Origin of the sequence: Micromonospora sp. WMMD712, from assembly GCF_029581295.1 — a bacterium.
GTDB classification, from domain to species: Bacteria; Actinomycetota; Actinomycetes; order Mycobacteriales; family Micromonosporaceae; genus Micromonospora; species Micromonospora carbonacea.
On sequence record NZ_CP120743.1, the window covers coordinates 6,999,951 to 7,024,379 of the forward strand.

A 24,429-nucleotide genomic window follows, 5' to 3' on the forward strand; every position below is an offset into this window, starting at 1 on the left:
CCGGGGCGAGGCGACGGCGCGCGCCGCAGGCCAGGCCCGCCGCGACCGCGCGAGGCCGGCGGCCCCGGCGGCTCAGGCCCAGGGCAGCCGCGACCGGTCGGCCCAGTAACGGTCGGCGGGCACCGCCAGGCCCGCCCACCGGGCGGGGTCGCCGGTGGGCTCCTCCTCCGCCCGCAGGTTCGAGGCCAACTGGTCGGCGGTCGCGGCCCCGGAGAGCACGACGGTCGCCCACGGCTGGCGCAGCGCGGCGGCGAGGGCGGCGGCGTCGCCGGGCGCGTGCCCGCCCATGGCGAGGCGGCCGTTGGCCAGCGCCTCCTTCACGATCACCAGGCAGCCGGCCGCGTGCGCCTCGGCCAGCGCCGGGCCGGCGCTGGGCTCCAGGAGGTTCCAGGTGGCCTGCACGCTGCGGAACAGCGGCCGACCGTCGACCCGCACGCCGAGCGCCGCCCGGACCGTCTCGGCCTGCGCCGGGCCGCTGGTCGACAGCCCGACGACCGTGCCTGCGGCGGCGAGGTCGGCGAGCCGCCGGTGCAGGCCCGTGTCGTGCAGCGCGGGGCTGTCCGGGGTGACCGAGTGGATCTGGTAGAGGTCGAGGCGGTCGCCGAGCAGCGCCCGTGTCTCGCCGAGCTGCCGGGTGAAGGTGGCGACGCCGTGGTCCTTGGTCTCGTGCACCTCGGCGTCGACCCGCCACCCGGCCGTGTAGGTGTAGCCCCACTTGCTGCCGACGACGACGTCGTCCGCGTCCGGCCGGGCGTGCAGCCACTGGGCGAGGAACTCCTCCGCCCGACCGTAGGAGCGGGCGACGTCGACATAGCGGACGCCGGCCGCGTACGCCCGGTCGAGCAGCTCGTGGGCGCGGGCCCGCATCGCCTCGACGGTGCGCTCGGCCGGCAGGTCCGTGGCCCGGCCGAGGTTGATGTAGCCCGGCCGGCCGACGGCCGCCAGCCCCAGCCCGATGCGTGAGGCCCCGGCCAGCCGCTCGACGATGTCCATGATCCCATCTAACACCCCGGCCCGACGTCCACCCCGGTGAGCTGCGCGGAGCGGGCCCACAGCCGCGCCGCGAGGTCGGGGTCGGTGGCCGCCCCGGTGAGCGTCTCGAACGTCGGCCGGGCCGGGTGTGGTGGCCGACCCGGGCCGATGTGCCGGCCGGTGGGCGCCGCAGGCTCGGTGGCGGCGTAGAGGATCGACGTCACGGCGTCGTCGACCGGCCGGCTCAGGAGGAGCCGCAGCACCGCTCCGACCGCGCGGATCAGGGGCGGCGAGTCGCGGTCCAGGTCGGTCCTGGCCACGCCGGGATGGGCGAGCAGGCTGCGCACCGGGGAGCCGGCGGCGCGCAGCCGGCGGTCGAGCTCCAGGGCGAAGAGCACGTTGGCGAGCTTGGAGGTGGCGTACGCGCGGGCCGGCGAGTAGCGGCGTTCGGCGGCGAGGTCGTCGAGGTCGAGGCGGCCGAGCCGGTAGAGGCCGGAGGCGACGGTGACCACGGCCGGGTCGCGCCCCTCGGCCAACCGGTCCAGGAGCAGGCCGGTGAGCGCGAAGTGTCCCAGGTGGTTGGTGGCGAGCTGGCTCTCCACGCCCTGCGGGCTCAGGCGTCGGGGCACGTTGCCGATGCCGCCGTTGTTGACGAGCGCGTCGACGGCGACCCGTTCGGCGTGCAGGCCGTCGGCGAACCGGCGCACGGTGTCGAGGTCGAGCAGGTCCAGGTGGCGGACGTCGAGGTCCGCCTTCGGGTGCTCGGCGCGCAGCCGGTCGCGTACGCGCCCGCCCTTGCCGGTGTCGCGGACCGCCATGATCACGCGGGCGCCGCGTGCGGCGAGGTGGCGGGTGATCGCGACGCCGAGGCCGCTGCTGGCCCCGGTGACGACGACGGTGCGGCCGGTCTGGTCGCGCAGGTCGGTGAGATTCCAGGCGGCGGTGCGGGTCATGGGTCCCTCCGGGGTTAAGTGGATTACCTATCCGATTCAAGGCGACCCGAAGCGGATTGTCAATCCGGTTCGGTAGGCTGTCGGGGTGACCACGCCACGTCGCGCCGACGCCGCCCGCAACCGCGACCGGGTGCTGGCGACCGCCCGCGCCGTGGTGGCCGCGGGCGACCTGTCCCTGCAACACAACGACCTCGCCCGCCGCGCCGGGACCGGCGTGGGCACGGTCTACCGGCACTTCCCGACCCGCCGCGCGCTGCTGGAGGCCCTCGCCGACGACGGCTTCGCCGCGCTGCTCGACGCCGCCCGCGCCGCGAGCCGGCACGCCGACCCCGCCACCGGCGTCGAGATCCTCCTGCGGGCGCTGCTGACGCGACAACTGGCCGACCCGGCGTTCGCCGAGGTGATCGCCACCGACCCGGCGCAGGACGCCGACCCCGCCACCACCGCCCGTCGCGCCGAGCTCGGCGCGCTGGCCCACGCCGTGCTCGACGACGCCCGGCGGGCCGGCGCGGTGCGCGCCGACCTCACCGACGACGACCTGCGGCACCTCGTCTGCGGCACGGCCTTCGCCCTGCGCATCGGCGACGGGCCCGACGAACGCGCCGAACGCTACCTGCGGGTCCTCCTCGACGGCCTTCGCCCCGGCGGTCAATCCGGTTGACCGGCCCGTCGCCCCGGGACATGCTGCCGGCGGGCGGCAGGCGACCGACCGGATCGGAGGGCGAACATTGAGCGGCACGCAGGACGGTCACGTCGCGATCGTCACGGGAGCCAACCACGGCATCGGCTCGGCGGTCGCCCGGGCGCTCGCCCGCGAGGGCTGCGCGGTGCTCTGCGCGTACTGGCAGGTGCACGACCCGGCCGACGCCGGCCTGCCCGACGAGTACCGCCGGAGCCGGGCCCGCGACGCCGGGGCGGTGGTGTCGGCGATCCACCAGGCCGGCGGCCGGGCGCTCGCCGTCGCGCAGGACCTGCGGGCCCCGGAGGCCGCCGGCCTCCTCTTCGACGCCGCCGAGGAGGCGTTCGGGCCGGTCGACATTCTGATCAACAACGCGACCGGCTGGGTCGCCGACAGCTTCGCCCCGGCCCCGGCCGACCGGCACGGCCGGGCGTTGCAACCGGTCACCGCGGCCTCCTGGTCGCAGCAGTTCGCCGTCGACGCGATGGCGCCGGCGCTGCTGATCGGCGAGTTCGCCCGCCGGCACGCGGCGCGCGGCGCGCGCTGGGGGCGGATCGTCGGGCTGACCTCCGGCGGCAGCGGCGGCTTCCCGCAGGAGGTCTCCTACGGCGCGGCCAAGGCCGCGCAGGAGAACTACACGATGTCGGCGGCGGCGGAGCTGGCCCCGCTCGGGATCACCGCGAACATGGTCCACCCGCCGGTGACCGACACCGGCTGGATCACCGACTCCGTCCGGCGGTACGTCGCGGACAGCGGCACCCGCGTGGCCAGCCCGGAGCAGGTCGCCGAGGTGATCTGCCAGCTCGTCTCCGACGCCGCCGCCCTGATCAGCGGCAACCGCATCCAACTGCGCTGATCCCGCAGCTCGGAACGGGTCCCCACGCCGTGCGCATCCGTGAGAGCCTGGCCGCACCTCGTCCCGTCTTCCCCCGACCGGAGGCATCCGTCATGCACCCGCACCCCGCCCGACGCTGGCTCGCCGGGCTGGCCGTGGCCGGCGCGCTCGTCGCGACCTCCGCCGGCACCGCCGTCGCCGCGGCGCCGGCCGACGAGGTGGCGCTCTACGCCAACGACGTGACCGTCGCCCCCGGTGGCCCGCAGAAGTGGGTCTCGCTGCGCGCGCTGCCCGACCGGGCCTTCGGCACGTACACGGTGCGGGTGGACCGCAGCGCGGTCGCCGCGTTCGCCGAGGTGGCCGAGGACGACCGGGGCTCCTGCACCACGGCGGGCGACGTCATCACCTGCTCGATCACCGACGACGGCGAGGATTCGAGCCTGGTCAGCCTCGCGGTGAAGGCGCGGGCGGGCGCGGAGCAGGGCCGGCAGGGCACCCTGGCGTTCACGGTGACCGCGCCCGGCCTGGGCCCGGCGACGTACGAGTCGACCGTCAGCACGGGCGAGGGAGTCGACCTCGTCGCCGGAGGGCAGCTCTCGCTCGACGGCCGGCCCGGCTCCCGGGTCGACGTCCCGCTGGCGGTGACGAACCGCGGCACGACGACCGCGCGCGGCGCGGTGCTGTACCTGTCCGGCTCCTACGGGTTCACCCCGGGCAAGCGCTACCGCAACTGCGAGTACGCCGACCCGGCCCTCGACGACAGCAGCTTCGCCTGCACCTTCGACGACGAGCTGGCCCCCGGCGCGACGGTCCGGGTGGACCCGACGTTCGGCGGGACGATCCCGGCCGACGCGTGGGCCCCGAACCTGCACCACAGCTTCGCCGTGTGGTTCACCCCGGCCGACTGGGCGGAGTTCCGGGCCCAGTACGGTCCGGCCGAGCCGTTCGGCCGCAAGGGCGCCGACGCGGCCCTCGAACTGGTGCCGGCCGGCGGCGCGCAGGCCCGCACGGCCGGGCAGACCGACACCGGCCCCGTCGACAACGAGACCCGGGTCACGCTGACCGTCGCCGGTGACCAGCGCGGCGACGCCGCCGCCCAGGGCGCCACCGTCACCGGCGCGGTCGGGGCCACCGTGCCGATGACCGTCGGCTACCGCAACAACGGCCCGGCGCGCGTCGGGGCCAACGGCCAGCGCGGGCTCAACGTCGCCACCATCGTGACCCTGCCCGACGGCGTCACGGCCGTGACGGTGTCGAAGTCCTGCGTGGACCCGGACGAGGACGAGTGGCAGCCCGGCAAGCCCGGCGCGCGGGTCTACGAGTGCTCCGCCCGGGGCACGATCGGCGAGGGCGAGCGGGTGACGTTCGAGTTCGCGCTGCGGATCGACCGGGCCGGCAGCCGGACCGGCACGGTGAAGCTGCACACCTTCGACGGCGACGGCCCGGTCAAGGACCTCGACCCGACCAACGACACCGCGAAGATCACGGTCGGGCAGGCCGGCGGCACCGGGGGCGGCGACGACGGCTCGCTGCCGATCACCGGTGTGCCCACCGGCCTGATCGCCGGCCTCGGCGGGCTGCTGGTCGCCGCCGGCGCGGGCGGCTACCTGCTGGCCCGCCGTCGCCGTACGCGCTTCGTCTCCTGATCCGCTGGTACGGCCACGCCCGGAGTCGTCGCTGACGCGAGGACTCCGGGCGGTCCGGCAGCCTCAGCGGGCGGCGACGCCGTCGATGCCCGTCGGACGTTGCCACGCCTAGGGAAACGATCCGTGCGAATATGGACGACGTGAAGCCGAAGTGGTGGCAGGTGTTCGCCGCCGGGGTCACGGTGACGCTGCTGGGTCTCTGCGCGATCGCGGTCGGCACCGTAGGGCTGGGGGCCGCCGACCAGCTCGCCAGCGTCGGATCGTTCGCTCTCACCGGGGTCGGCACTCTGGTCACCGTCGCAAGCCTGGTACAGGCGGTCCGGCAACAGCGGCAGCGACCCGTCGTGGTGGAGCCCGCCGGGCCGCCGCCCCCCGCACCGCCGTCCGGGGTGGCTCCGCTGGCCGCTGACCTTGCCCGGCTTCGCGATGTCACCAACGTCGACCACGAGAGACTCTTCGGCGTCGAAGAGACGATCGACAGGCTCGGCGAGAGCCTGCGCAACCCGGGCGGCGCTTCGATCATCTCCATCTTCGGCGGCGCCGGCGTGGGAAAGACCGCGCTCGCGTACGAGCTCATCAGGCGGCACGCGGAGGAAGCGGGCTTCCACCGCGTCGCAAGCGTTTCGGCGAAGTTCAGCCACATCGACCGGGTCGGCCATCTGGAGCGTGACGCCGAGCGCGAGAACGTCGACTGGCATGCCCTGCTGGTCGAGCTGGCCCAGCAACTCGCGCCGGGCTCGGACTTCAACGACACGCTCATCGAACAACAGCTCCCGCAGGCTATGCCCACCGAGCCGTGCCTGATCGTCGTGGACAACCTCGAAACCAGGGAGGCCGAGGTTGCGGTCCGGTACCTTGCCGGTTCGGGCATCCTCGACCCGCACAAGGTCGTCATCACGACCCGGGAGGCGGTGGCGGGCACCGGCGTCGGCCGTCTGCGCGAGCTGACCTGGGACGGGCCCGACCACGCCGCCGCCTCGGCCTACGCGCGCTACCTGGTGGCCGACGACAGCCTGCTCGACCCGCGCAAGAGCGACCTCGACGACGTGGTCCGGGCAGCCGAGCGCACGCCGCTGTTGATTCAGATCATCATCAACCAGGCCAGGGTCGAGCGGCTGCCCATCCGTGACGTCATCGGTCGGCTGCGCGACGTCAGCGGGAACCTGGGCCGGGCGGTGTGGACGTACTGCTACGTCAACTCGCTCAACGTGCTGGAACAGAAGCTCCGCGATCCGGGTCTGCCGGAGGCGAGCGCTCGCGAACAGGCTGCCGACACCGTCGCCAACCTCATGGCGGTCTTCTGCTTCCGGCCAGCCGGCAGCAGCATCGCGTCGGAGGACTTCTTCGAGCTGAGCCAGATCGGGGACCGAGAGGCATTCCTCCGCGCCCGTGCGATGGCGTGCCGGCTCGCGCTGGTGAAGTCGCTGAGGAACAACGAACGCTTCACGGTCCACTCGTTGCTGCGGGAGTTCTACTGTGCGCAGCGGGGGCCCTGTGGATCGGCCTCGTGAGCGCCCCCGGGTTCGACGCCGCGCAGTGGCGGGCGAGGATCGACGCCCGTGCCAGCAGTCGCGAGCGGTGGACGGCCAACATCCAGGGTCTGACCCGGAAGGTGCGGCAGCGGAGGGCCTCGCAGCTCCGGCAGGACTTCACCGACTACGTGTTCAACGTCAACGAGTTGGCCGCTCGGCCCGCCCTCGTCGACGCGGACACGCTCGCCGCCTACTTCACGGAGTTCGGCCGCCTCGCTGCCAACCTCGGCGAGCCGGCCAACGACCGGCAGGTCGCCGACGGGCTGGAGCGGGCCATCGCCGTGCAGCGGGAGAACGGCGGTGATATCGCGGGGCTCTGCCTGGCCAAGGCGGCCTTCCTCGCGTTGCGTGAGACCGACAGCGCCGAGCGGCTCGACGCGATCCTGACTGCGATCGACGTGTCCCCGACCGGCTCGGACGCCTGGGCGACGGCGATCGTCGCGCTCGCGGCCTACCAGATCGAGGTGAGCCGCTACGACGACGCGATCGGCACGGTGGCGCGACTGCGCGCCGCGATGCCCGCCGAACGCTACGAGCGGAGGTTCCGGTGCGCGTCGTTGGTGTATGAGGGAATGGCCCGGTTCACCTCGTTCCGGGACATCGACCGGGCCCGCGAGGTGCTCACCGAGGCGTGTGCGTACCGGGAACACGCGGACGACCTGGCCATCGCGCGGTGGGTCGCCACCGCGTACCACTATCTCGCGCGGATCGCCGAGGTCGACCGGCAGTTCCAGACCGCGATCGACCTCTACCTGTTGGGCAAGCAGTTCCAGGACCGCTGCCCGGAGGAGGTCGAAGCGGACGCGTTCATCCAGCTCAGGATCGCCGAGCCGCTCATCGCGGCCGGCACCCGGAAGCTGGCGAGGGAACACCTGGACGAGGCGCGGCGGCTGGCCCTGACCGGCTCGAACGTCAGCTCGGCCCGGCTGCAGGTGGAGCTCGGGTTCGCGATGCTGCGGGCTGCCGACGGCGACATGCGAGAGGCGGAACTACTCGCCGTGGAGGCGCTGCGGATGGCGCGACGCGTTGCCTTCTGGCGCGGGGAGCTGCTCTGTCTCGGATACCTTCTGGTGCTGGGCATCCGCCGCCGACGTCCGGACAAGATCCTCGCCGTCGGGTTCCGCATCCTCGGAACCGCCTTCTTCGGCGAGCTGCGCCGCAACGGCCTGTTGAAGTTGCTGACCCGGATCCCCGTCGTCGTGCCGATCGCGGTGCGCCGGATGTCGCGACGCCCGACGGCGGAGGGTGAACCCGCCGTCCGGTGCGACTGTCCCCTCCACGGCCGCGGCTCCACCGGCGCGGCCTCCGGTCTACCCACGTGACCAGGTGACCGCCGGATGCCCTTCACCGGTTCCCACCCGGCTGCTGTCCTGCCGTTCGTCCGGTCGGCGATGCCCCTGTCCGCGCTCGCCATCGGCAGCATGGCACCCGATCTCCCCCTGTACGCGCCGATGCCGTACACCACGCGGCTGAGTCACCACCTCGTCGGCGTCGTCACCGTCGACGTGCTGGCCGGTCTCGTGGGGTACGTCGTCTGGATCGCGCTGTTGCGACCGTTCGTCGTGGCGTATGCGCCGCCGGCCGTCGGCCGCCGGATCGGCCCGTCCTCGGCGGTGGGGCCCGGCTGGGTGGTCGCCGCGCTGGGAGTCGGCGCGCTTACGCACGTTCTGTGGGACGGTTTCACCCACGGCGGTGGGTGGGGCACCCGGCTTGTCCCCGCGTTGGACGAGCGGATCGGCGTGCTTCCCGCTCACGAGTGGGCCCAGTACGCCAGCAGCCTCGTCGGGGCGGCGGCGATCTGCTGGTGGGCGGCGCGTCGGTGGCGGACGGCCACCGAGGAGGGTGATCCGCAGCGACCGGCGGCCGAACGGCTCGTGCCGAGCCGGCTGCTCGCCGCCGCCCTGGTCTCGGTCGGCGTCCTCGCGGGGGCCGCCCTCGGACTCCGGCACGGCGTCGCCCAGCCGGACCCGGTCCGCAGCGCGCTCTTCCACGTGGCGGTTCGCGGCACCGACGTCGGCCTCGTGATCACGCTGTGCATCGCCCTGATCCATCGCCGCGCCGCTCGGCGTCACCCGGCCGGGAGCGACCGGCATCGTCCGACGTCCTGATCATGGGTCCGTGCCGCCGACGCCCACCCCGCCGCCGTCGAGGGGCACACTGGTCAAGATTGACTAGTTTCGATGCATGTGGGAGTCTGCCAGGCAGAGCCGCAGCGGGAGCCACGCGAGCAGGCGCGGGAGCGGGCAACTCCCGACCGTCCGGGTGTCGTCGTCCGACTTTTCCCTGGAGGGCTCCGTGTCCCATCTCGTCCGACCACGTCGCATCCCCCTCGTGGCGTGGCTGCTCGCCGTCGGCGCGGCCGCCGCGCTGCTGCTGACCACCGCGCTGGCCAACCCGGCCGCCGCCCACGGCTCCACCGTCGATCCGGCGTCGCGCAACTACGGCTGCTGGGCCCGCTGGGGCAACGACTTCCAGAACCCGGCCATGGCCACCGAGGACCCGATGTGCTGGCAGGCCTGGCAGTACAACGCGTCGGCCATGTGGAACTGGAACGGCCTCTACCGCGAGGGCGTCGCAGGCAACCACCAGGCCGCCATCCCCGACGGCCAGCTGTGCAGCGCCGGTCACACCGGCGACGGCCGCTACAACTCCCTCGACGCGCTCGGCGCGTGGAAGGCCACCAACGTCGCCAACAGCTTCAAGGTCAAGTTGTGGGACCAGGCCAGCCACGGCGCCGACTACATCCGGGTGTACGTCACCAAGCAGGGCTTCAACGCCCTGACCAAGCCGCTGGCGTGGAGTGACCTGGAGCTGGTCGGCCAGATCGGCAACACCCCGGCGGCGCAGTGGCCGACCAAGGAGAGCCAGGGCGTGTCGATCCAGGTCCCGGCGAACGCGCCGGGCCGCACCGGCCGGCACATCGTCTACACGATCTGGCAGGCCAGCCACTCCGACCAGTCCTACTACCTGTGCAGCGACGTGAACTTCGGCGGCACCACCACCCCGCCGACCACGCCGCCGCCGACCACCACGCCGACCACGGCTCCGCCCACCACCCCGCCCGCGACGACCCCGCCCGCGACCACGCCGCCGGCCTCCGCCGGCTGCTCGGCCGTCTACAAGTCCACCGGGCAGTGGTCCGGCGGCTTCCAGGGCGAGGTCGAGGTGACCGCCGGCAGCAGCCCGATCCGGGGCTGGACGGTCACCTGGACGTGGCCCGGCGGGCAGCAGATCGCCTCGTCCTGGAGCGCCACGGTCACCACCAGCGGGTCGACCGTGACCGCCCGCAACGCCGCCTACAACGGCACGCTGGCGGCCGGGGGGAAGGCCAGCTTCGGCTTCACCGGCTCGGGGGCGGCCAGCACCCCGACGCTGAGCTGCGCCGCGACGGCCTGACCGGCGGCCGGGCCGCCCCCGATCCCATGTCGGGGGCGGCCCGGCCCGTGGCCGCTTCCACCAGCGGTCAGACCTGCGCGTACGCGGCCCGCCAGGCGCCGTAGCCGCCGAGCAGGTCGGAGACGTCCCGCCGGCCGGCGCTGCGCAGCAGGCTCGCCGCGACCGAGGAGCGGTAACCCCCGGCGCAGTGCACGACCACGGGCCGGTCGGCGGGCACCTCGTCGAGGCGACGGGTCAGCTCGGCCAACGGGATGTGCAGCGAACCCGCGATGGCCCCCTGCTCCCGTTCCCCGCCGTTGCGAACGTCGAGCACCACCGGCGGCTCGGCGCGGTCGAGCGCGGCGCGCAGCTCCGTCGCCGTGACCCGGCTGGCCCGGCTCGTCTCGGACGCCAGCTCGGCCAGGGTCGCCCCTGCGTCACGCAGGTGGCCGAGGACCCGGTCGAAGCCGATGCGGGCGAGCCGTACGACGATCTCCTCCTCGCGGCCCTCCGGCGCCACGACGAGCACCGCGCGGTCGGGGGCCACCACGCTGCCGGCGGTCTCGGCGAACCGGCCGTCGGCCGGGACGTTGATCGCCCCGGTGACGTGCCCGGCGGCGAACTCCTGCGGGTCGCGGGCGTCGACGACGACCGCGCCGTCGGCGCGGGCCCCGGCGAACTCGGCGGCGGTGAGCGGGCGGACCGTGGCGCAGGAGTCGAACAGCTCGTGCGCCCGCCGGTTGAGCACGGCGTCGAACGCGAAGTAGCCAGGTGCGGCCGGCTGGCCGCCGGTGACCAGGGCGAGGAACTGCTCCTGGCTCATCGGCGCGCAGGCGTAGTTGGTGCGGCGCTGCTCGCCGATGGTGGACTGCCGCTCGGTGGAGAGGTTCCTGCCGCACGCGGAGCCCGCCCCGTGGGCGGGGAAGACCCGCACCTCGTCGGGGAGGCCCATCAGTTTGCGCTGCACGCTGTCGTAGAGCATCGCGCCGAGCTCCTCGGCGGTGACGCCGAGGGACGCGAGCAGGTCGGGGCGGCCGACGTCGCCGATGAACAGGGCGTCGCCGGTGAGGACGCCGTGCGGCACCGGGTCGGCGGCGTGCTCGTAGACCAGCACGCTGATCGACTCCGGGGTGTGGCCCGGGGTCTCCATGATCTCCAGGGTGACGTCGCCGAGGCTGATCCGCTCGCCGTCGGCGAGCTTGCGGATCGGGTACTCGGTCTCGGCGCGCCGGCCGTAGCCGATCCACGCGCCCGTCGCGGCGGCGACCTCCAGGTGGCCGGCGAGGAAGTCGGCGTGGAAGTGCGTGTTGACCACCCCCTCGATGGTGAGCTCGTGGGCCCGCGCGTCGGCGAGGTATTCGCCGATGTCGCGGCGGGGGTCGACCAGCACGGCCCGGCCGGTGCGCTCGTCGGCGACGAGGTAGGACGCCTGGGACAGGCAGTCGAGGTAGTACTGCGTGAACAACATGGGCCGGTCTCCTCTGCGGTGATGGTCGGCGGTACACCGACTGTAGCGCATACCCCCGGGGGTATATTCCAGGTCGAAGGTCCCGCCCTTCCCGGGGTGGGCCAGTGGCGGACCTGATACCCCCCGGGGTATGTTCGACCCGGTGGCCGCGGCCCGCATGGCGACGGCGGGTGCACTGCGGCTCCGGCTACCGCGCCACCGTCGCCGCGTCCCTGCTGGCCAACGCCGGCCGGGCGGTCGTCGTCATCGACGACCGGTTCGAGTGGGCCGGGACCCGACCGACCGAGACCGACAACAGGAACGAGGAGACATGAGCACTTCCGGGAACACCCGCCCGGCCACGCCCGACGCCGCCCGGCCCGCCACGCTCGACGCCGCCGGCCTGCGCGAACTGATCGACTCCGGCCGCGCGCCCCGCCTGCTCGACGTGCGCACCCCCGCCGAGTTCGAGACCGCGCACATCCCCGGCGCGTACAACGTCCCGCTCGACCTGCTGCGGGAGCACCGCGAGGAACTGCGCAACCACCTCGACGAGGACGTCGTGCTGATCTGCCGCTCCGGCGCCCGCGCCACCCAGGCCGGGCAGACCCTCGCCGGGGTCGGGCTGCCCCACCTCAAGGTCCTCGACGGCGGGATGCTGGCCTGGCAGGCCGCGCACGCGCCGGTCCGGCAGGGTGTGCCGCGCTGGGACCTCGAACGGCAGGTCCGCCTCGTCGCCGGCTCGATCGTCCTGGTCGCCGTCCTGGGTTCGGTGCTGGTGCCCGGCCTCAAGTGGGTCGCGGCGGCCATCGGCGCGGGCCTCACCTTCGCCGCCCTCACCAACACCTGCGCGATGGGCATGCTGCTGGGCAGACTGCCCTACAACCGGGGCGCGAGCTGCGACCTCGACACCATCGTCGGCCAGCTCCGCGAGGGCTCGACCGCCGGGCGGCGGCCGTGACCGGCACCCTGGCCCTGACGGTCGGGCTGGCCGTCCTCATCGGGATCAGCCTCGGGCTGCTCGGCGGCGGCGGCTCCATCCTCGCCGTGCCGCTGCTCGTCTACGTCGCCGACCTGCCGGCGAAGGAGGCCATCGCCACCTCGCTGCTCGTCGTCGGCGTCACCAGCGCCGTCGGCGTCCTGCCGCACGCCCGCGCGCACCGGGTGCGCTGGCGCACCGGCCTGGTGTTCGGCCTCGCCGGCATGACCGGCGCGTACGCCGGCGGCCGGCTCGCCGCGTACGTCCCGGCCGCCGTCCTGCTCACCGGGTTCGCGCTGATGATGCTCGCCACGGCGGTCGCCATGATCCGGGGCCGGCGCGACACCGGGGACCGGCCCGTGCCGCACGAGCTCGCCGTGCCGCGGGTGATCCTCGACGGGATCGTGGTCGGGCTGGTCACCGGCCTGGTCGGCGCGGGCGGCGGGTTCCTGGTGGTGCCCGCGCTGGCGCTGCTCGGCGGCCTGCCGATGCCGGTCGCCGTGGGCACCTCGCTGGTGGTCATCGCCATGAAGTCGTTCGCCGGCCTGGCCGGCTACCTCTCCACCGTCGGCATCGACTGGGGACTGGCCGCCGCCGTCACCGCCGCCGCCGTGGTCGGCAGCCTCGCCGGCGGCCGGCTCGCCGGGCGCATCCCGGAGGCGGTGCTGCGCCGGGCGTTCGGGTGGTTCGTGGTGGTGATGGGCGTCTTCGTGCTGGCCCAGCAACTGCCCGCCGGGCTGCGCACCAACCCGGCGCTGTGGATCGCCCTCGGCATCGCCGTCGCCGCGGCGGTCACCGTCACCGCCTCCGGCGGCCGGACGCCCGGTGGCAGGGGCCGCAGGCAGCGGAGCCGTAACGCCGGGGTGGTTTGATGGTCTGATGGCGCACCCGGTGATCCTCTCGATCGACGACGACCCGGCGGTCTCCCGCGCGGTCGCCCGCGACATCCGCCGCCGCTACGGCGACCGGTACCGGGTGGTGCGCGCCGGCTCCGGCCCGGAGGCCCTCGACACGCTGCGCGAGATCAAGCTGCGCGGCGAGCAGGTGGCGGTGCTGGTCGCCGACTACCGGATGCCCGAGATGAACGGCATCGAGTTCCTCGAGGCCGCGATGGACCTCTTCCCCGCCGCGCGCCGGGTGCTGCTCACCGCGTACGCGGACACCGGCGCGGCCATCGACGCGATCAACCTGGTCGACCTCGACCACTACCTGCTCAAGCCGTGGCACCCGCCGGAGGAGAAGCTCTATCCGGTCGTCGACGCGCTGCTGGAGGCGTGGACGGCCAGCCCCGAGGCCGCCACCACGGAGATCCGGGTGGTCGGGCACCGCTGGTCCGCCCCGTCCTTCGCGGTGCGCGACTTCCTGGCCCGCAACCTGGTGCCGTACCGCTGGCTGCTGGCCGACGAGCCCGAGGGCGGGCGGCTGCTCGCGGCGGCCGGGGCGAGCGCCGCCGACGTGCCGGTGGTCGTCACCGCCGACGGCAAGGCCCTGGTGGCGCCCACGGAGACGGAACTGGCCGGCCTCGTCGGCCTCAACGTCGTCCCGGCGGCGGACTTCTACGACCTGGTGGTCGTCGGCGGCGGGCCGGCGGGGCTCGGCGCGGCCGTCTACGGGGCGTCGGAGGGGCTGCGCACGGTGCTCGTGGAGCGGCGGGCCACCGGCGGGCAGGCCGGGCAGAGCAGCCGGATCGAGAACTACCTGGGCTTCCCCGACGGCGTCTCCGGGGCGCAGCTCACCGACCGGGCCCGCCGGCAGGCGCTGAAGTTCGGCGCGGAGCTGCTGACCACCCGGGAGGTCGTCGGCCTGGCGGAGGCCGGCTCGGCGCGGCTGCTGCGCTTCGACGACGGCTCCACGCTCGCCGCGCACGCGGTGGTGCTGGCCACCGGCGTGTCGTACCGGATGCTCGACGCGCCCGGCCTGGCCGACCTCACCGGCCGGGGCGTCTTCTACGGCTCGGCCGCCACCGAGGCGCCGAGCTGCGTCGACCAGGACGTCTACATCGTCGGCGGGGCGAACTCGGCGGGCCAGGCGGCCGTCTACTTCTCCCGGTACGCCGCCCGGGTGCACGTGCTGATCCGGGGCGCGGACCTCACGGCGTCCATGTCGAGCTACCTGATCGACCAGCTCGACCGCATCGACCGCATCACCGTGCACCCGTACACCGAGGTGGTGGCCGGCGCGGGGGAGGGGCACCTGCAATGCCTGACCCTGCGGGACACCCGTACCGGGCAGCGGCGCGACGTCGACGCGTCGTGGCTGTTCGTGTTCATCGGGGCGGAGCCGCGTACCGAATGGTTGGCGGGGGTCGTGGCCCGCGACGAGCGGGGCTACGTCGTCACCGGGCCGGACCTGGTGGCCGGCGGCCGCCGGCCACCCGGCTGGACGCTGCCCCGCGACCCCTACCACCTGGAGTCCAGCCTGCCCGGCGTGTTCGCGGCCGGCGACGTGCGCGCGGCGTCGGTCAAGCGCGTCGCCTCCGCCGTCGGCGAGGGCGCGATGGCCGTGTCGCTGGTGCACCGCTACCTGGAGGCGCAGTGACCGGCCTGACCCCCGCCGAGGTGCGGACGCTGTTCCTGTTCGAGTCGCTCGACGACCAGCAGGTCGCCTGGCTGGCCGAGCACGGCCGGGTCGAGCGCCGCGCGGCCGGGGAGGCCGTCTACACCGAGGGCGAGCCGGCGACCTGCTTCTTCGTGCTGCTCGCCGGCGAGGTGCGGCTGTGCCGGACGATCCACGGCGAGCAGGTGGAGATCCTGCGCTCGGCGCAGCGCGGGGTGTACGGCGGGGCCACCCAGGCGTACCTGGACGACCAGCAGATCTACCGCAACGGGATGTGGGCGGTCACCGACACGGAGTTCTTCGTGCTGCCCGCCGAGACGTTCGCGCACGCGGTGCGGTCCTGGTTCCCGATGGCGATGCACCTGCTGGAGGGGCTGTTCATCGGGATGCGGGACACCCAGACGGTCGTCGGGGAGCGGGAACGCCTGGTGGCCCTGGGCGCCCTGTCGGCGGGCCTGACCCACGAGCTGAACAACCCGGCGAGCGCGGCGGTGCGGGCCACGTCCGCGCTGCGGGACCGGGTGGCCGGGATGCGGCACAAGCTGGCGATGATCGCCGACGGCCGGCTCGACGGGCGGCGGCTGCACGCCCTCGTGGCGTTGCAGGAGGAGGCGGTCGAGCGGGCGGCGAAGGCGTGCGCGCTGTCGCCCCTGGCCACCAGCGACGCCGAGGACGAGCTGACCGACTGGCTCGACGACCAGGGGATCGCCGCCGGCTGGGAGCTGGCCCCGACGCTGGTCGCCGGCGGGCTGGACGTCGCCTGGCTGGACCGGGTCCACGCGGAGCTCGGGGCCGACGACCTGGAGCCGGCGGTGCGGTGGCTCACCTACACCGTGGACACCGAGCTGCTCATGCGGGAGATCGCCGACGCGGCCACCCGGGTCTCCAAACTGGTCGGCGCGGCCAAACAATACTCCCAGCTCGACCGGGCCCCCTACCAGGTGGTGGACGTGCACGAGCTGCTCGACGCGACGCTGGTGATGTTCAAGGGCAAGCTCCCGCCGGGGATCCGCATGGTCCGGGAGTACGCCCCGGCGCTGCCCCCGATCCCCGCGTACGCGGCCGAGCTGAACCAGGTGTGGACCAACCTGATCGACAACGCGCTCGCCGCGATGGGCGACGAGGGCACGCTGACCGTCCGCACCGGCCGGGTCGACGGCCAGCTGACCGTCGAGGTGGCCGACACCGGCCCCGGCATCCCGGCGGCCGTGCGCCCGCGCATCTTCGAGCCGTTCTTCACCACGAAGCCGGTCGGCGAGGGGACGGGGCTGGGGCTGGACATCTCGTACCGGATCGTGGTCAACAAGCACCACGGGGACATCCGGGTGACGAGCGAGCCCGGCCGGACGGTGTTCCGCGTGCTGCTGCCGATCGCGCCCGCCCCCGGCGTCGCCCCGGAGGCCGTTCCGGAGGTCGCCCCGCCGGCGTGATGCGGGTGGGCGGGGTTCGGCGGCGGGTCCGGTCCGCCGCCTGGTCCGGGCGCTTGGTCCGGCCCCGCTGCGTGACCCGGCGTAGTCGCCGCTCGCCGACCCCACCCCACCTCCTTTGCCCCCTTTGCTCTGCACCCGCATACGCAACGCCTACGCAGCGTGATCGGCCGTCGGTCGCGGCGTCGTTCGCGTTCTCGCCCGTGTGCAGGCCAGCCGGTGTGCTGCGTGCGTGGGTGCAGAGCAAAGGGAGCGTGTGATGTCGTGTGGGGTCGGAGGAGGGCCACCCAGAGTCAGCTAGGCTCGGACGTCACGCGGTGACTCTGCGGTCGTCGCCGAGCGTGTGCAGCGGAGACCGTGGCGCGTCGGCGATGCGCGGGAGCGGACGCCTACTGCGCCGTCGACCGCTGTGCGCACAGCCGGGGGCGGTCCACCACCCGCGCCGGTGCCAGGGCCGACCCTGACCGGGCGGTCGTGGTCAGGGTGGGAGTGACCAGGGTGGGTGTGGTGGTCAGGGCGGGCGTGACCAGGGCGGTCGGGCGGTGGGCGGTCATCCGCTCCGCCGCGACCCGCAGGGCCAGCGGCCGACCGCCGCAGCGCCGGACCAGGTCGTAGGCGGACTCGGGGTCGGCGTCGACCCGGTCGCCGATCAGGCCGCGCAGCAGCTCGACGCCCGCCTCGGCACTCAGCGGACCCAGCTCCAGCCGGCGCGCGCCGTGCCGCACGACCAGCTCGGCCAGGTCGTCCCGGCTGGTCACCAGGACCAGGCAGCCGGGCGAGCCGGGCAGCAGGGGGCGCACCTGCCCGGCGGCGCTGGCGTTGTCGAGCAGCACCAGCATCCGGCGGCCCGACATCCGGGTGCGGTAGCGGGCGGCCAGGGCGGCCGGCGTGGCGGGCAGGTCGGCGGTGGCGACGCCGAGGGCGTTGAGGAAGGCCGTGAGCACCTCGACCGGCGTCGGCGGCTGTCCGGGGCTCTCGCCGCGCAGGTCGGCGTAGAGCTGGCCGTCGGGGAAGCGGCCGGCGACCCGGTGCGCCCAGTGCACGGCCAGCGCGCTCTTGCCGATCCCGGTCGAGCCGGTCAGCAGCGCGGTCATCATCGCGGCGCGGGTGGCGCCCTCGGCGAGCAGGGCGTCGAGTGCGGCGCGGACCGGGCCGCGCCCGGTGAACGGCACCACGTCCGGCGGCAGCTCGTGTGGGACGCAGGCGGCGTCGGCCGACGCCCACGGCCGGGTGTGGGGCGGGGGATCGACCAGGCTGTCGTCGTGGGACCGGCAGTGGTTGGCCCGACGCCACAACGCCGCGAACTCCTCGACGTCGCCGCCGAGCACCCGGACGATCTCGCCCACCACCTCCCACCGGGCCAGGCGGGGACGCGTGAAGACCGCGTGGATCGACGTCGGGTTGATGCCCCGGGGCCGCCGCTCGGCGCGGGTGAGCTGTTGCAGCCGGCGCACGCTGGGCTGACCGGCGGCGAGGTGCAGGGCGTGTAGTCGGTCGTAGAAGTCGGCGAGGGGACCTGCTGGCACGAGAGGGCGGGTGAGCCGGCCCATTGGCGTTCTCCCCACATCTTGGCGCTGGCCCGGAAGCCTCCGAGCCTCACTACCTTCCGATGTCGAAACCTTGCGGTCAGTCAGGTCGCGGACACACTGTCAGCGACAGTTTTGACGGCCGTCGACGCTTCCGCTGCCCATTCCCGCCCTTGCATGCTGTGCCGAGCGCTTAGACAAGCGCCGATGTATTTGGTGGGAGGAGAACGAATGCACTTTCCGGACATCCGGCGGGTGGTCACGGTCACCGCGTCCGCCGCGCTCGTCGCGGCGACGGTGCTGGTGGGCACCGGGCCCGCGCAGGCAGCCCCCGTCGGCGGAGCGTCGGCCACCACGGTGGCGGCGACCACCTCCACCACTGCGGCCCGCAGCGGGCTGACCGCCGCCCAGCAGGCGGGCGACTACTGGACCAAGGAGCGGATGCGCACCGCGATCTCGGCGGACGTGCTGGTCAAGAAGGCGGGAGCCGTGGCCGGCAAGGGCCTGAAGCCGACCGGGCCGGCCCGCTCCGTGCCGCCGGCCGCGCCCACCGTGACGGCCGCCTCCAGCGTCGCGTCGCAGGCCGGTGGGGACATCAGCGCCTACGTCGCCGCGTCCGCCACCGTCGGTAAGGTGTTCTTCTACAACCCCGTGGACGGCAAGAACTACGTCTGCTCGGCCGGTGCCGTGAACAGCACCTCCAAGCTGCTCGTCATGAGCGCCGGGCACTGCGTGCACGGCGGCCGGGGCGGCCAGTGGATGCAGAACTGGATCTTCGTGCCGCTCTACAACTACGGCGCGGAGCCGTACGGCCGGTGGTCGGCCAAGTACCTGACCGCGTTCAACGCCTGGATCAACGACAGCAACCTCGACCGGGACGTCTCGTACATCACCGTGTACCCGAACGCGTCGGGCCAGCGGCTGGTCGACCGGGTCGGCGGCAACGGGCTCTCGGTCAACTACAGCTACACCCAGGCCGTCACGATCCTCGCCTACCCGGCTGCCCCGCCGTACGACGGCGGGTGGCAGCAGTACTGCCAGGGCACGACGTACCGGCCCGGCAGCGAGAACAAGATCGCCCTCAACTGCGGCTTCACGGGCGGCTCCAGCGGCTCGGTCTGGTTGCGCCTCTACAACGACGTGTACGGCTACGTCAACGGAATCATGAGCACACTGAACAGCGCCGGGGTGAACAAGAGCTCCTACTTCGACACCGCGGTCATGGACGTCTACAACTCGGTCGCGGCCCGCGTCTGAGTCATCCGATCGGGTGAAGCCCGCCCCCGGCCGGGATCCGACGGATCCGGTCGGGGGCGGCGCGCGTCCAAGAGGCGTGGTCGTGGGCCGGGGCGTCGGACCCGGTCCCGCGTCGCCGCCGGGGGCGGCGGAGAGGAGCGCGGGATGAGGCAGGGCTGGGGTGCGGCGGTGGCGGTGGCCCTCGCGGTGGTCGTGGTCGCCGTCGTGGTGACCGGGGTGGTGGCCCGCCGGTCCGGTCCGGGGGAGCGGCCGGCGGCCCCGACGTCCGTCGGGGACACCGGCGCGTCGAGCAGCCGGCTGCCGTCGCCGGACGGCTCCTACTGGGACCCGGGCCGGATGGGCAGCGCCGAACCGGCCCCGATGCCCACCGAGTGACCGGCACCGTCGGGGGCCCCGGCTCAGGGGCGGGGCAGGGCCCGGCCGAGGTCGGCCAGCTCCCGGTCGAGCAGCTCGGCCAGGAACGCGGAGCGGTCCGGGGCGTTCTCCGGGGTCATCCCCCGGCTGGGCATCTCCACGATCATCAGCAGGTAGAGATGCAGCCGGTAGAGGCCGAGGCGCACCCGGGCCGCCGCGTCGAACACCGCCGGCTGCCCGCCGGCCGCCCGCCAGCCGCGCACGAAGGGGTGGTCCGGCTCGTCCTCGGCCCGTCGGAACAGCAACGGCGAGACCAGGTCCAGCAGCGGGTCACCCCACAGGTAGCGCTCGCCGTCCACCAGCCCGCACATCCGGTACGCGCCGGTCGCGTCCGGCGCGGCGAGCACGTTGCCGTCCCAGCCGTCGAAGTGCAGCAGGGCGGGGCGGCGCACCTGGTCCAGCGTCCCCGCGTGGTGGCGCACCAGCTCCCGGATCAGCCGTGGCCCGCCGGGCGGGGCGACGCCCCAGTCCGCCGCGTCGGCGAGCAGGTCGTCGATGATCGCGGCGAACGCGCGCGACCACGTCGACGCGCCGGCCCGGCCGCCGTCGTAGCCGTACCGGTCACCGGTGATCCGGTGCAGCGCGACGGTGGCCGCGCCGAAGTCGGCGCGGGCCGGGCCGGCGTCGACGTCGGCCGTCAGCTCGGCGAGGGGCCGTCCGGGCAGCCGGTCGGTGAGCAGCCACTCGCCGCGCTCCGGATCCCGGCCGTGGTGGAGCACCCGGGGCACGGGCACCTGCGGCGCGTGCGCGGCCACCAGCCGGAAGTAGCGCGCCTCCGCCGCCGCCAGTCCGTGCTCGTAGCGCAGCAGGCGCGCCCCGGGCGGCGGGGCCACCTTCAGCACGGCCGCGCCGCCGTCGTCCAGCGTCAGCCACCACACGGTCCCCGCTGCGGGCCGCGTCGGTTAGCGTCGCGGCATGGAACACATGCTGGTCACCGGGGGTGCGGGGTTCGTCGGCACCAACTTCGTGCGCCGGGCGCTGGCCGCCCGGCCGGGCCTGCGGTTGACCGTCCTCGACGCGCTCACCTACGCCGGGAGCCGGGACAGCCTCGCCGAGGTCGCCGACCGGATCACCTTCGTCCGCGGCGACGTCTGCGACGGCGACCTGGTCGACGCCCTCGTCTCGGACTGCGACACGGTGGTCCACTTCGCTGCCGAGTCCCACGTGGACAACTCGTTGCAGGACCCGACGCCGTTCCTGCGGACCAACGTCGAGGGCACGTTCGTGCTGCTGGAGGCGGTTCGCCGGCACGACCGGCGGCTGCACCACGTCTCCACCGACGAGGTGTTCGGCAGCCTGCCGCTGCACGGCGGCGGGGCGTTCACCGAACAGAGCCGCTACGACCCGTCCAGCCCGTACTCGGCGACGAAGGCGGCCTCGGACCTGCTGGTGCGGGCGTGGGTCCGGTCGTACGGGGTGCGGGCGACGACGTCCAACTGCGCGAACAACTACGGGCCGTACCAGAACGTGGAGAAGTTCCTGCCCCGGCAGATCACCAACGTGCTGCGCGGTCAGCGGCCCAAGCTCTACGGCACGGGCGCGAACGTGCGGGAGTGGACCCACGTCGACGACCACAACGACGCCGTGCTGCTGATCCTCGGCGCGGGGGTGTGCGGGGAGACGTACCTGATCGGCTCCGGGGCCGAGTGGAGCAACCGCGCCCTGCTGGAGTTGACCCTGACGCTGCTCGGCCGGCCCGCCGACGACTTCGACCACGTGCCGGACCGCCCCGCCCACGACCTGCGCTACGCCTGCGACAGCTCCAAGCTCCGCCGGGAGCTGGGCTGGCGGCCCCGTCACCCGGATCTGGCCGACGGGCTGGTCGCCACCATCGACTGGTACCGCCGCAACGAGTGGTGGTGGGGGCCGCAGAAGGCCGCCACGGAGGCCCGCTACGCGGCGATCGGTCGGTAGCGCCCCCCTGCCGCGGCCGGGGCGGCAGGGCGAGCGTGCCAGCTACGGTACGACGTACGCTAGGGTTGGTCTTTCTCCCGGCGGGCGGTCGTCGCCCGCCCGGCCACCTGGAGGAGGCACGGTGCGACTCGGGCGGTACGCGGTCGTCTTCGAGCCGGGCGACCCGCCCCGGACCGGCACGGTCGGCTTCTACGACCCCGCCGGGCACGCGCTGCCCGAGGGGTTCGACGCGCTCGGGGAGCACGTCGAGCTGGACCTCGCCCTCCGGCTCGACGGTCCCGTGGCGGCCTGGACGGTGCCCGCCTGCGCCGTGCCGGTCGGCGACGCGGTCCGGCAGCTCGCCGCGCTGCGCGGCGCCGACGACCTCACCCCGGCCGCCGCGTTCTGGTCGGCGGTGGCGGTCACCGGCCTGCACCTGGCCGCCCGGGGGCGGATCCTGCCCGGCGTCTCCCCGCAGGGCTGGGACGCCTGGCGGGTGGGGCCCCTCGACGTGGCCGACGTGGCACGCATCCGGGCCCTCGCGGCGGCGATGCCGCCCGAGGCGCGGGCGATACCGCTCGACGCCGCCGCCGAACGCCTCGCCCTGCCCGAGCCGGAGGGGCTGGTCCGCGCCTTCCTCGACGCGGTGGCCGACACCCTGCCGCGCAGCCCGGCCGCGACGTGGCTGACCGGCGACGCCCGGTTCACCGGCCTGGAGCCCGGGCCGGCGGACGACCTGCGCGACTGGGCCCGGGAGGTCTCCGTCGGCGTCGACACCGGCCTGCGGGTGGCGCTGCGGCTGGAGGGCCGGGGCGACCTGGGCGGCACGCCGTTCGTCGCGGTGGTGCGGCTGCGCAGCCTCGCCGACCCGACGCTGGTCGCCGACGCGGGGGCCCTGTGGGAGGGCGACGAGCACGGCCTCGGCGAGCAGGCCACCTTCGAGGCGATGCGCGCCGTGCGCCGCGCCGCCGCCACGTGGCCGCCGCTGGAGCGGCTCCTCGACCACGCCGCGCCAGTCGAGCTGGAGCTGCTCGACGAGGACCTGGTCGACCTGCTCGGCGGGGCCGAGGCGCGGCTCGCCGCCGCCGGCATCGACGTCGAGTGGCCCTCCGGGCTGTCGCGCGAGCTGGCCACCCGGGTGCTGGTCAGCTCGCCGCCGGAGCAGCCCGCCGACGTGGCGGGATTCTTCCGGTCCGCCGCCGCGCTGCCGTTGAGCTGGCAGCTCACCCTGGCCGGCGACGCGCTGACCGACGCCGAGATGGACCTGGTGGCGAAGTCCCGGCCGATCGTGCGGCTGCGGGACCGGTGGGTGGCGGTCGGGCCGGAGCTGGCCCGCCGGGCCCGCGAGCGGCAGCTCGGGCCGCGCAGGGCGTACGACGCCCTGGCCGCCACGCTGATCGCCAGCACCGAGGTCGAGGGGGAGCGGGTCGAGGCGGTCGCCGACGGCTGGCTGGGCGCGCTGCGCGAGCGGATCGCCGAACCCGACGGCGGCCCCGAGCCGCTGGAGCCGCCGGCCGGGCTCCACGGCACGCTGCGCGAATACCAGCTACGCGGCCTGCGCTGGCTGGAGCGGACGACCTCGCTCGGCTTCGGCGGCTGCCTCGCCGACGACATGGGCCTCGGCAAGACCGTCACCGTCATCTCGCTGCACCTGCGCCGCCAGGCGGACGTGGCCACCGCCGGGGCCACCCTGGTCGTCTGCCCCGCGTCGGTGCTCGGCAACTGGGAGCGGGAGATCCGCCGGTTCGCCCCCGACGTCGCCGTCCGCCGGTTCCACGGCGCCGCCCGGTCCCTCGACGGGCTGACCGGCGGGTTCGTGCTGACCAGCTTCGGCACCATGCGCGTCGACGCCGGCAGCCTCGCCGGGCACGGGTGGGGCCTGGTGGTCGCCGACGAGGCGCAGTACGTCAAGAACCGGCTCAGCGGCACCGCGAAGGCCCTGCGGGCGATCCCCGCCCGCGCCCGGGTCGCGCTCACCGGCACGCCGGTGGAGAACAACCTCTCCGAGCTGTGGGCGATCCTCGACTGGACCACCCCCGGCCTGCTCGACTCCGTCGGCGCGTTCCGGACCACCTGGGCCCGGCCGATCGAGGTGGACCGCGACGGTGCCGCCGTGGCGCGGCTGTCCCGGCTGGTGCGCCCCTTCCTCCTGCGGCGGCGCAAGTCCGACCCCGGCATCGCCCCCGAACTGCCGCCGAAGACCGTCACCGACCACCTCGTGCCGCTCACCGGCGAGCAGGTGGACCTCTACCAGCGGGTCGTCGCCGACGTGCTGGCCGAGATCCGCGCCAGCGCCACCACCATCGCCCGGCGCGGCCTGGTGCTCAAGCTGCTCGTCGGCCTCAAGCAGGTCTGCAACCACCCCGCGCACTACCTGAAGGAGCCGCACGGCCAGCTCACCGGCCGGTCGGAGAAGCTGCAACTTCTCGACGACCTGTTGGAGACCATCCTCGCCGCGGGCGGCGCGGCGCTGGTCTTCACCCAGTACGTCCGGATGGCCCGGCTGCTCCAGCGGCACCTGGCCGAGCGGGGGGTGCCGGCGCAACTGCTGCACGGCGGCACGCCCGTGCCGCAGCGGGAGGAGATGGTGCGCCGGTTCCAGGCCGGCGAGGTGCCGGTGTTCCTGCTCTCGCTCAAGGCGGCCGGCACCGGCCTCAACCTGACCCGGGCCGACCACGTCGTCCACTACGACCGGTGGTGGAACCCGGCCGTGGAGGAGCAGGCCACCGACCGCGCGTACCGGATCGGGCAGACCCGGCCGGTGCAGGTGCACCGGCTGATCGCCCAGGGCACCCTGGAGGACCGGATCGCCGCCCTGCTGGAGTCCAAGCGGGAGCTGGCCGACGCGGTCCTCACCGGCGGCGAGACCGCCCTGACCGAACTCTCCGACGCCGAGCTGCTCCGGCTCGTGCGGCTGCGCCACGAGGAATGAGGGGCC

20 protein-coding genes and 1 pseudogene are annotated in these 24,429 nt (G+C 74.5%); 16 read left to right on the plus strand and 5 right to left on the minus strand.

Annotated features, from left to right (window positions below):
• Positions 1 to 72 precede the first annotated feature (72 nt).
• Both O7633_RS30325 and O7633_RS30330 read right to left on the minus strand, forming a co-directional pair.
• The gene (locus tag O7633_RS30325; RefSeq protein ID WP_282324831.1) at positions 73 to 993 is read right to left on the minus strand and encodes an aldo/keto reductase; all 921 of its coding nucleotides are present in this window, start codon (positions 991 to 993) and stop codon (positions 73 to 75) included.
• Positions 994 to 1,001: 8 nt separating this feature from the next.
• Entirely contained in the window at positions 1,002 to 1,925 is a 924-nt protein-coding gene (locus O7633_RS30330) for an oxidoreductase (RefSeq protein WP_282324832.1), read from the minus strand.
• Between the two features lie 85 nt (positions 1,926 to 2,010).
• Here O7633_RS30330 and O7633_RS30335 point away from each other — a divergent pair, with 85 nt between their 5' ends.
• The 7 genes from O7633_RS30335 (at position 2,011) to O7633_RS30365 (ending at position 10,013) form a co-directional block, all read left to right on the plus strand.
• Positions 2,011 to 2,586, plus strand: a complete 576-nt coding sequence (locus tag O7633_RS30335) for a TetR/AcrR family transcriptional regulator (RefSeq protein ID WP_282324833.1) — start codon at positions 2,011 to 2,013, stop codon at positions 2,584 to 2,586.
• 67 nt (positions 2,587 to 2,653) lie between these two features.
• Positions 2,654 to 3,460 carry an SDR family NAD(P)-dependent oxidoreductase gene (locus O7633_RS30340; protein ID WP_282324834.1) on the plus strand — a complete coding sequence of 269 codons (807 nt, stop codon included), beginning with the start codon at positions 2,654 to 2,656 and terminating at the stop codon, positions 3,458 to 3,460.
• Positions 3,461 to 3,552: 92 nt separating this feature from the next.
• Complete coding sequence (locus O7633_RS30345) at positions 3,553 to 5,085, plus strand: cell wall anchor protein (protein ID WP_282324835.1); 1,533 nt, start codon at positions 3,553 to 3,555, stop codon at positions 5,083 to 5,085.
• Between the two features lie 131 nt (positions 5,086 to 5,216).
• Positions 5,217 to 6,596, plus strand: coding sequence for an AAA family ATPase (locus O7633_RS30350; protein WP_282324836.1), 1,380 nt, complete (start codon positions 5,217 to 5,219; stop codon positions 6,594 to 6,596).
• The gene (locus tag O7633_RS30355; protein ID WP_282324837.1) at positions 6,593 to 7,939 is read left to right on the plus strand and encodes a hypothetical protein; all 1,347 of its coding nucleotides are present in this window, start codon (positions 6,593 to 6,595) and stop codon (positions 7,937 to 7,939) included. Before O7633_RS30350 ends, O7633_RS30355 begins: the two co-directional genes overlap by 4 nt.
• Positions 7,940 to 7,954: 15 nt before the next feature.
• A complete protein-coding gene (locus O7633_RS30360; protein WP_282324838.1) occupies positions 7,955 to 8,725 on the plus strand; it encodes a DUF4184 family protein in 771 nt (256 codons plus the stop codon).
• Positions 8,726 to 8,957: 232 nt separating this feature from the next.
• Positions 8,958 to 10,013 (plus strand): lytic polysaccharide monooxygenase, encoded by a 1,056-nt coding sequence (locus tag O7633_RS30365; protein ID WP_282328686.1) that lies wholly within the window; start codon positions 8,958 to 8,960, stop codon positions 10,011 to 10,013.
• A gap of 67 nt (positions 10,014 to 10,080) precedes the next feature.
• Here O7633_RS30365 and O7633_RS30370 read toward each other — a convergent pair whose 3' ends face one another.
• Positions 10,081 to 11,460: a rhodanese-like domain-containing protein gene (locus O7633_RS30370; protein WP_282324839.1), complete on the minus strand. Its 1,380-nt coding sequence runs from the start codon at positions 11,458 to 11,460 to the stop codon at positions 10,081 to 10,083.
• A 170-nt stretch (positions 11,461 to 11,630) separates the two neighbouring features.
• On the opposite strand from O7633_RS30370, the pseudogene O7633_RS30375 reads away from it, so the two are divergent.
• The 5 genes and pseudogenes from O7633_RS30375 to O7633_RS30395 form a co-directional block, all read left to right on the plus strand.
• Positions 11,631 to 11,774: pseudogene (locus O7633_RS30375) on the plus strand (hypothetical protein); the annotation flags it as partial.
• On the plus strand, positions 11,771 to 12,400 hold the full coding sequence (locus O7633_RS30380; RefSeq protein WP_282324840.1) for a rhodanese-like domain-containing protein: 630 nt from the start codon (positions 11,771 to 11,773) through the stop codon (positions 12,398 to 12,400). The pseudogene O7633_RS30375 and the gene O7633_RS30380, both read left to right, overlap by 4 nt.
• Complete coding sequence (locus O7633_RS30385; RefSeq protein ID WP_348776309.1) at positions 12,397 to 13,290, plus strand: sulfite exporter TauE/SafE family protein; 894 nt, start codon at positions 12,397 to 12,399, stop codon at positions 13,288 to 13,290. The genes O7633_RS30380 and O7633_RS30385 overlap by 4 nt, the downstream gene beginning before the upstream one ends.
• A gap of 7 nt (positions 13,291 to 13,297) precedes the next feature.
• On the plus strand, positions 13,298 to 14,956 hold the full coding sequence (locus O7633_RS30390; RefSeq protein ID WP_282324841.1) for an FAD-dependent oxidoreductase: 1,659 nt from the start codon (positions 13,298 to 13,300) through the stop codon (positions 14,954 to 14,956).
• Complete coding sequence (locus tag O7633_RS30395; protein ID WP_282324842.1) at positions 14,953 to 16,404, plus strand: ATP-binding protein; 1,452 nt, start codon at positions 14,953 to 14,955, stop codon at positions 16,402 to 16,404. The genes O7633_RS30390 and O7633_RS30395 overlap by 4 nt, the downstream gene beginning before the upstream one ends.
• 386 nt (positions 16,405 to 16,790) lie before the next feature.
• On the opposite strand, the gene O7633_RS30400 is transcribed toward O7633_RS30395, so the two are convergent.
• Positions 16,791 to 17,927, minus strand: coding sequence for an NB-ARC domain-containing protein (locus tag O7633_RS30400; protein ID WP_282324843.1), 1,137 nt, complete (start codon positions 17,925 to 17,927; stop codon positions 16,791 to 16,793).
• Between the two features lie 231 nt (positions 17,928 to 18,158).
• Here O7633_RS30400 and O7633_RS30405 point away from each other — a divergent pair, with 231 nt between their 5' ends.
• Positions 18,159 to 19,184, plus strand: coding sequence for a hypothetical protein (locus tag O7633_RS30405; protein ID WP_282324844.1), 1,026 nt, complete (start codon positions 18,159 to 18,161; stop codon positions 19,182 to 19,184).
• 144 nt (positions 19,185 to 19,328) lie between these two features.
• Positions 19,329 to 19,559: a hypothetical protein gene (locus O7633_RS30410; RefSeq protein ID WP_282324845.1), complete on the plus strand. Its 231-nt coding sequence runs from the start codon at positions 19,329 to 19,331 to the stop codon at positions 19,557 to 19,559.
• A 23-nt stretch (positions 19,560 to 19,582) separates the two neighbouring features.
• Here O7633_RS30410 and O7633_RS30415 read toward each other — a convergent pair whose 3' ends face one another.
• On the minus strand, positions 19,583 to 20,476 hold the full coding sequence (locus O7633_RS30415; RefSeq protein ID WP_282324846.1) for an aminoglycoside phosphotransferase family protein: 894 nt from the start codon (positions 20,474 to 20,476) through the stop codon (positions 19,583 to 19,585).
• A gap of 37 nt (positions 20,477 to 20,513) precedes the next feature.
• Here O7633_RS30415 and rfbB point away from each other — a divergent pair, with 37 nt between their 5' ends.
• Entirely contained in the window at positions 20,514 to 21,512 is a 999-nt protein-coding gene (rfbB, locus tag O7633_RS30420; RefSeq protein ID WP_282324847.1) for a dTDP-glucose 4,6-dehydratase, read from the plus strand.
• A 121-nt stretch (positions 21,513 to 21,633) separates the two neighbouring features.
• A complete protein-coding gene (locus O7633_RS30425) occupies positions 21,634 to 24,423 on the plus strand; it encodes a DEAD/DEAH box helicase (protein ID WP_282324848.1) in 2,790 nt (929 codons plus the stop codon).
• Positions 24,424 to 24,429: the final 6 nt, after the last annotated feature.